6 protein-coding genes are annotated in these 7208 nt (G+C 36.5%); all 6 read right to left on the bottom strand.

Annotated features, from left to right (window positions below; genetic code table 11):
• A partial coding sequence (locus ACEW8U_RS23880) for a UDP-glucose/GDP-mannose dehydrogenase family protein (RefSeq protein ID WP_373524571.1) occupies positions 1-722 on the bottom strand: 722 nt, incomplete at its 3' end.
• 212 nt (positions 723-934) lie between these two features.
• The gene (locus ACEW8U_RS23875) at positions 935-2047 is read right to left on the bottom strand and encodes a Wzz/FepE/Etk N-terminal domain-containing protein (RefSeq protein WP_373524570.1); all 1113 of its coding nucleotides are present in this window, start codon (positions 2045-2047) and stop codon (positions 935-937) included.
• A gap of 33 nt (positions 2048-2080) precedes the next feature.
• Complete coding sequence (locus tag ACEW8U_RS23870; RefSeq protein ID WP_373524569.1) at positions 2081-4690, bottom strand: SLBB domain-containing protein; 2610 nt, start codon at positions 4688-4690, stop codon at positions 2081-2083.
• A 231-nt stretch (positions 4691-4921) separates the two neighbouring features.
• Complete coding sequence (locus ACEW8U_RS23865; protein WP_373524568.1) at positions 4922-5428, bottom strand: ArsR family transcriptional regulator; 507 nt, start codon at positions 5426-5428, stop codon at positions 4922-4924.
• A 170-nt stretch (positions 5429-5598) separates the two neighbouring features.
• Positions 5599-5979: a hypothetical protein gene (locus ACEW8U_RS23860; RefSeq protein ID WP_373524567.1), complete on the bottom strand. Its 381-nt coding sequence runs from the start codon at positions 5977-5979 to the stop codon at positions 5599-5601.
• A 3-nt stretch (positions 5980-5982) separates the two neighbouring features.
• A partial coding sequence (locus tag ACEW8U_RS23855) for a penicillin acylase family protein (RefSeq protein WP_373524566.1) occupies positions 5983-7208 on the bottom strand: 1226 nt, incomplete at its 5' end.

Here is a 7208-nt window from a genome sequence, read left to right as displayed (position 1 = left end):
ACCATATTGGCATTGGCACCTACCAACTCACACAAATTGGCAATATCATTCATAAATGAAATTTTGGTAGCTAGCATGGCATTTGCAGTGTATTTGGTCATTTCAGCAGAGGGAATATCCATATAAATGATTCTATCACCGTTTAACTGGAATGGCTTATATAACCTTTTCATAATCTCTTCCGCCTTTTCATCATCAACACCAATGACTATCCTGTCAGGCTTCATGAAATCTTCAACGGCGGCACCTTCTTTCAAAAATTCTGGGTTGGAAGCAACAGCAAATGGCAAGTCAGAACCTCTTTCATCCAAGGCTGATTGAATTGCGGCTTTTACTTTCTCGCCTGTAGTTACGGGGACGGTGCTTTTAGTAGCAACAACAATATAATCTGTCATCGTCCTTCCAATTTCATCGGCAACTGCCAATACATATTTCAGATCCGCAGACCCGTCTTCTCCTGGAGGTGTTCCAACAGCAATAAATGCCACTTGGGAACCTTGGATAGCTTCTCCAAGATTAGTAGAAAACTGAAGCCTTCTACTGGCAAAATTCCTTTTGACAATTTCTTCTAAGCCTGGCTCGTAAATAGGCATAATGCCATTTTTGAGGTTGTCAATTTTCTTCTGATCGATGTCAACACAGACCACTTCAATACCGACTTCGGAAAAACATGCGCCTGATACCAAACCAACGTATCCTGTACCTACTACTGTAATTTTCATTTTTTAAAAGTTTAATTTTTTATAAATACTGATTTTTTTAATGATTGAGATTCTGTAGATAAATCTACTGAGATAGATTTTGACTATTTATTTGGATGACTAAATCATGTAAATGCAAATAAAATACTTTATGAATATAAAAAAAAGTTTTTTATGTTATTTAATTTGCATTTCATTAAATCAATAATTATCGCACCTAAGTTTGAATCTTATTAAAGATATTTACTTTCCCATTGATCCTTTACACTTATAAAGAATTCCCTACCAAAAATATAGCCAAAGGCAATGATCAAACCCAAGAACACAAAGACAATAACAATTAGTGGTCGTTTTGGAGCTGATTTTTCAATAGGTATTGTTACAGGTTGAATAATAGAAAAAATTGGTGTGTCCTTACTCACTTGAAGTTTAGCTTGTTCCAATTGCTTTGCTAATTCTGTATAAATATTAAAAGCGAAATTATACTCAGCCTCTAATTTTTCTAATTGATTTAGGACTATAGCTGAAGAAAGATTTTGATTTCTATCCCTGAAATTGGCCAATTTTCTTTGGATTTCCTCAAATTCAATTTTCTTTTCCTCAAACCTTTCTTCTGTAAATTTCAACTGCTCCCGTGCATTTTGAATTTTGAATTCAATGACCTCTTTTTGAAGCAGTTCCTCTGCAAATTTTGCCATCTGAGCAGCCATTAAGGATTCCGGCATAGAAAAAGAAAGAGAAACAAAACCTTCTTTTTCATTGAATTGAATGGATACCTGATTGTCCAACCTTTTAAAATGTCCAAATTCATTTTCAGTAACATTAATCAACCCATAACCATTCGAGGGTGAATCAATCACTTTATTATTTTTTATTGTCTTTATCAAGAATCCGGGTAATCCAACGGAATATTTTGAAATTAATGGTAATAATCCTGGACGATAAATACTATCAAAATAGTACTGATAGGTAATTGGTTGGCTATTGCCTTGGGTATTAAGCGTAGCATTCAGTAAGTCTTTCTTGAAGCTTACTGAAGAAACTATCTTGGGATATAGACTTGGGGGAATTTCACTCCCTCCTGACAATCCTCCCAAATTAATTCCAGCCAATGAAGCAAGCCCCCCTAAATTCCCTCCAACTTTTCCTTGCTCTGAGGTCTGAGGAACAAAAGTAGATCCTGCTGTAAATTCATTTTGGGAGACCAATGCAACCAAAACTCCAAGAAGAGCAAATAATACAACAATTGATATCAACAACCTTTTTTTATCCCAAACAGTTTTCGCCAGTTCCAATAAGTCGATTTCATCATTATTTGATGCAGTAGGAATATGGGTTTTTTCCATCTATTCTAAAGATTAAGAAACGATTTTATTTACTTATTGAACAATATTATTTACCAATAAACCCAAAGTAGCAAGACTTGTAGCAATCGCTAACCACCCTTGTATGGACATCGGTTCCCTATCTGGTTTGGCGGGCACAATAATCTCTGATCCTGGTTCTATTGACGGATAAAATTTAAAAAACACGAAGTTGGTTGTTTTTCTTACATCACCATTGGCATAGACTACATAAGAACGTTTTTTTCTAGACCGATCTGTAAATCCACCTGCCCTGGAAATATAACTTTTGAATCCTGCATTTTCCCTATATCTCGATGTTGTCGGAAACAATACCTCTCCCCTCATCCTAACGGTCTGCAACTGCTTGGGAATACTCAATACATCTCCCTCCTGGATAATCAAATCATTTGAACCACCTGGATTCCCCATTATTTCAGACAAATTGATCCCTATCATCTCTTGGGTTTTAATGCTTATTTCTTCTTCCCCCTCTTCATTGACCAAATTCTCAATTGTTTCCCTTCTGAAATCGTCAATCAACAAGCCTCCTTGTTGATTGGACAAGTCTCCTCCCCTTTCGGTGATTTTCTGGTCAATTCTGGAAAGCAATATCTTTTCTGCCTCAGTGGTATCTCTTTTTATCCTTTGTAAATTTTGTTTGACTTCAGTCAAATTTATTGATTTTATCTGATTGTCGCTTGGGCTGGCGAAATACTCATTTCTTCTGATCAAAGTGGCCCCTTTTGGATATGCAAACTGATTTAATCCTCCTGACCTATTCAATAAATCTGAGATTCTTTCATTGGCATGGGCTATGGTATATTCACCGGGAAAGAAAACTTCTCCCTCTACTCTTACCAATCTTTCCCTCTGAAATCCTGGACTTCTTCTCACAATAACATGGTCAAAGGGTGTCAAAACCATATCAACATTATCACCTGTTATCTTAAGATTTCTGTCAATATCTATATGGTAAATTTCAGCCAACTTTCCTGAGACATCATCCTTTACCCTTCTGGCAATTTCAATTTGTGCTGAGGTAGCCGATTCTTTAAAACCGCCTGCCCTCAAAACCAAATCCGCAACCTTCATATTCTCTCCAAATGCAAATGCACCAGGTTTATTTACTTCACCGCTGATAATCACATAGAATTCCTCCCTGAGGTCGTAAATACTTGGGATGTTCAACACATCTTCTCTTTGAAGTATAATATCATCTTCTTCTCCAGTTAAAATGGCCCCGATATTTACGGATACAATTTCCTGTGAAAAATCTGATCTAGTTCTATAGAGTGCTGCTCTATTCATAAAGGCATCGTCTCTCAAACCTTCTGCCCTATTTACCAAATCTTTTACACCCATTCCCGGTTCCAAAGCAAAAGTTCCCGGACGCATCAATGCGCCTGAAACTTGCACCCTGTTTTCATACCTGTCCAATAATTCTCCAAAAATAAACTTGTCACCTTCCTTTGGCGCAAAAGAACCAAAATTTTGTCGGTCGATATTTTCTACTTTAAATTCTTTTTCTGTTGTCCGGAAAACTGTAGCTAAACCAGGATAAGCTGAACTTGCAAAACCTCCTGCAAACCTTATGAGGTCATCAAGATTTTCATCGCTTTTCATTTCAAACAATCCCGGCCTTCTGACAGGACCGGAAATCTCCACTCTTTTCTCAACAGGTGGTATCAATACCACATCATTATCCTCCAACCTGATATTGGAGGATTGGTTGCCATTGACCAAAAAATCATAAATATCCATTTCAGCAACCATTTTGCTGTTTCTGTAGACCCTAATATTTCTGAATGAACCGTTTTGTTTTATACCGCCTGCTGCATAAAGCGCATTGAAAACACTTGCAAATGATGAAAGGGTATAATTACCGGGAGCGAAAACCTCTCCAACCATAGAAATCTGAATCGATCGGATATTACCTACCCTTAGTTGCATAAAGGTATTTGGCGATGAACCTCTTATACCTGAATAAATATTTCCCAAGGCGTTCTTCAGCCTGCTTGCCGCAGCTTCAACCGTCAGCCCTGCAAGATTGATGGGACCCACATTTGGTATGAAAACCATTCCTTCACTATTGATATATAAATCATAAGTAAACTGCGAAGCCCCATAAATATCTACCAACAATTGATCTCCGGAACCTAGAATGTAATTCATTGGAGTTGGGATATTCATGTTGGGTGAAAAGGTTAGTTTTGAATTTCTGAACAACTGATACCCAAAGATTTTTTTCTCTTCCTCAGACAAAGGTTTTTCTTCTTCAATTTCGCCATCTCCCAGATCATCTTCCTGAATCCATTGTCTATTTTGAGATGGTAGGGGTTTTGTTGAATCAGATTGTATTCCACCTTTATTTCTTATTTGATTTATCCTTACCCGAAGTTTAGCTACTTCTGTTGCAGGCATACCTCTTTCTCGAGCCATGGCTTCAAGTTGCTGTTCGGACATACCGGAGGACTCGGCCCTTTTGATCAGTTGTTCAATCTGGGCATCAGAAAGGTTGTCAACCTTTACATTTTGGATATCAGATAGGGATTGGCCTTGAACAAAAGAAACTGTAATTAGCATGATAAACAGTGCTAAAAATAGTTTGATGGCATGTGATGATTCCCTGGAATTAGAGGTCATATATGAATTTTTTGTTTTGATAGCAATGCACATGTACGATGTGAATAGATTCTGATCTTAAAATTTGGATCAAGGATTTATAATATTTTGATACAAGGCAGCAAATTAGGCTAATTTGAACAATTTTTGATGGTGGCATTAAAATTTAGCTTATATTATCATTTACAGCTTCGCCCTTTCAGTCACATTTTCGATAAATGAACTTAGCGGAAAAGGACAAAAAATCTTGTGCTATTTCTTATATAGAACTAGCTCATCCTCAACAGTAGAATTGCCGTTAATATTGAATTTAACTTTTCTCTCAATCAATAGCTCGATCCTTGTTCCCAAGTGGTCAAGATAATCTTCATTGAGGCCCTCTCCTTTGATGAGTACTTCAATGGTTCCTGAGTCAATTCCCTGAGCATAATCTCCTGTAAGCACCACCTCATTTACATCTCCCATTCTTTCAAGTACCGTTTCCAGTAACCTGTCAAAACCTAAATATTTTCGGATAAGATCCTGCAAATTTGAAAAAAGGGGATGCTTGGGGTTAGCTTGGTATTCAATCCTGTTTTTTTCTGCCACCTTCAACAAAAACCCTGCCTCAGTTAGGTTATTTAATTCCTTTCTGATGGCATTAGTTGATTCACCAAATTCTTCAGCCAATCCCCTCAAATGTCCTTGATTTTTGGAATTACTGAAAAACTTGATCAATAACTTTAACCTTGTTTTTGATGTGATTAAATAATCTAGCATAAAAGTGACTGGCACAAAACGAGCAACAAAAGTACTCGCATGACTAATAAAAGCAAAATATTTCAAGTTATTTTAAATTGAATCTTTCAAGAGGTAAATTATTGTATTTTTAATACAAATAATTATCTAAAAATAAGCCTCTTTCTTTAATCACTAAACTTCTCTTTGTATCAAATCTGACTTTTGTAAATACCCTTATCCGGTTTTTCAAATAACTTTCTGAAAAGAGAGCCTGTCAATCCACTAAATCCTCCTATTATAAAACCTACAAGTCCTGTAGCTAACCATAATATATTATCGTTGGATAGCCCCATCAGCTCTGCCATTTTTATTGGAAGTTCTGATTTAGAATCAATGGATATCCAAACTGATAGTAATAACCATGCCAAACCAAAAGATAATCCTGAACCAAAAAAAGAAATTCCCGGAGAGGCCCTCACCAAGTAAGTGACTAAGGCTACTAATATCATTAATCCCCAAAATGGAAAAAAGGGTCCAATTAAATATATAATCAATCCGGTAAGTACAAACAATACAAAAAACTTATTCATACATCATTCCTTAAATATTGTGTTAAATAATTCATTCTCACGCTGGCTTTCTTTTCGTAAATCAAAATTAACATACTCCCCATTTGCCCATTTTTTAACAAAATTACTATAAAATCTACTTCCAGGGTTACCCGATTGTCCTCCAGGATAAATTCCAAATGCTTTTATTTCATCTCCTAACTCAACTACAAATCTCCAACTTGCTCCATTTCTTTCGCTAGTAGCATTCAACATCCCACTTCCACCTCCTGTATAGATATCAGTGTAACTAAAAGACCTGAAGTTTGGCACAAGATGCATTATTGATGTCCCTTTGAAACTAGCCCATGAATATTCTCCCTTTTCTGCTTCCCATTCATTCATTTCGGTAACCATGGATTGAAAAGCGGTCCAAACAATATCTGATGCGGTCTCTATTTTTTCGGTCTCAGGATTATCAAAAAGAATATCATTTGGGGAGTTGGTCAATAACCTACTCGTTTCATATATATTGGGCAAAACAATTGGTTTTTCATTTTGCTTCCATTTTGACCAAATACCATTATTGACATGCTTCCACCAAGTTTGAAATAAAGCCGGTTCCTCTTGGTTGGGAAAAGTGAAATAATTCCATTCCTGTAATTGGTTTAAATACTTTTTGCCTTTAAGATCTAGTGTCTCTACCTTTTCATTAGACAATAAATTCAGCATCACAGGCAAAATTTCAGAACTATGAAGATTGAAATTATCAAATTGAAGGGCCATCATATCCTCAATAGTAATGTTCTCCATTTCATCAAGTCTAATATTGAGCCTCCTGTTTCTGTAATGTTCGAAACTGTTGTCAAAAATATAATAGGGGTAAGATGGGTCTGTTGAATGCTGATTGGCAGAGGATACAAAACCTCTCGATGGATTGATTGTGGCCGGATTGTGTTCATTTGGAATAAAACCTTTCCATTCAAATCGAGGGTCATTTCCATCCATTAAAAACTTTCCCTGTCCTTCCCATTTTAAGGGAAATCTTCCTTGGACCTTCATGGCAATATCCCCACTTTTGGAGGCAAACACAAAGTTTTGGGCCGGTGAGGTGTAGTTGTCCAATGCATGGATGTAATCTTCATGATTTCTTGCCTTATTCAAAAGCAGGAAGGTTAGTTGTTCATTGGATTCCATATGTGCAGTCCATTTGAGAGAGAAATTCACATCCTGTCTTTCAGCCCTGAAATTTTTATCAAAGACTACAGGCC

It is taken from the genome of Aquiflexum sp. (assembly GCF_041751335.1).
In the GTDB taxonomy this organism is placed as follows: Bacteria; Bacteroidota; Bacteroidia; order Cytophagales; family Cyclobacteriaceae; genus Aquiflexum.
This window is presented reverse-complemented; position numbering and strand designations above follow the sequence as displayed.

Bases quoted from the DNA above. Each gene is read 5' to 3' on its own strand.
- ACEW8U_RS23875 (WP_373524570.1), bottom strand. From the start codon at position 2,047: ATGGAAAAAACCCATATTCCTACTGCATCAAATAATGATGAAATCGAC.
- ACEW8U_RS23870 (WP_373524569.1), bottom strand. From the start codon at position 4,690: ATGACCTCTAATTCCAGGGAATCATCACATGCCATCAAACTATTTTTA.
- ACEW8U_RS23865 (WP_373524568.1), bottom strand. From the start codon at position 5,428: ATGCTAGATTATTTAATCACATCAAAAACAAGGTTAAAGTTATTGATC.
- ACEW8U_RS23860 (WP_373524567.1), bottom strand. From the start codon at position 5,979: ATGAATAAGTTTTTTGTATTGTTTGTACTTACCGGATTGATTATATAT.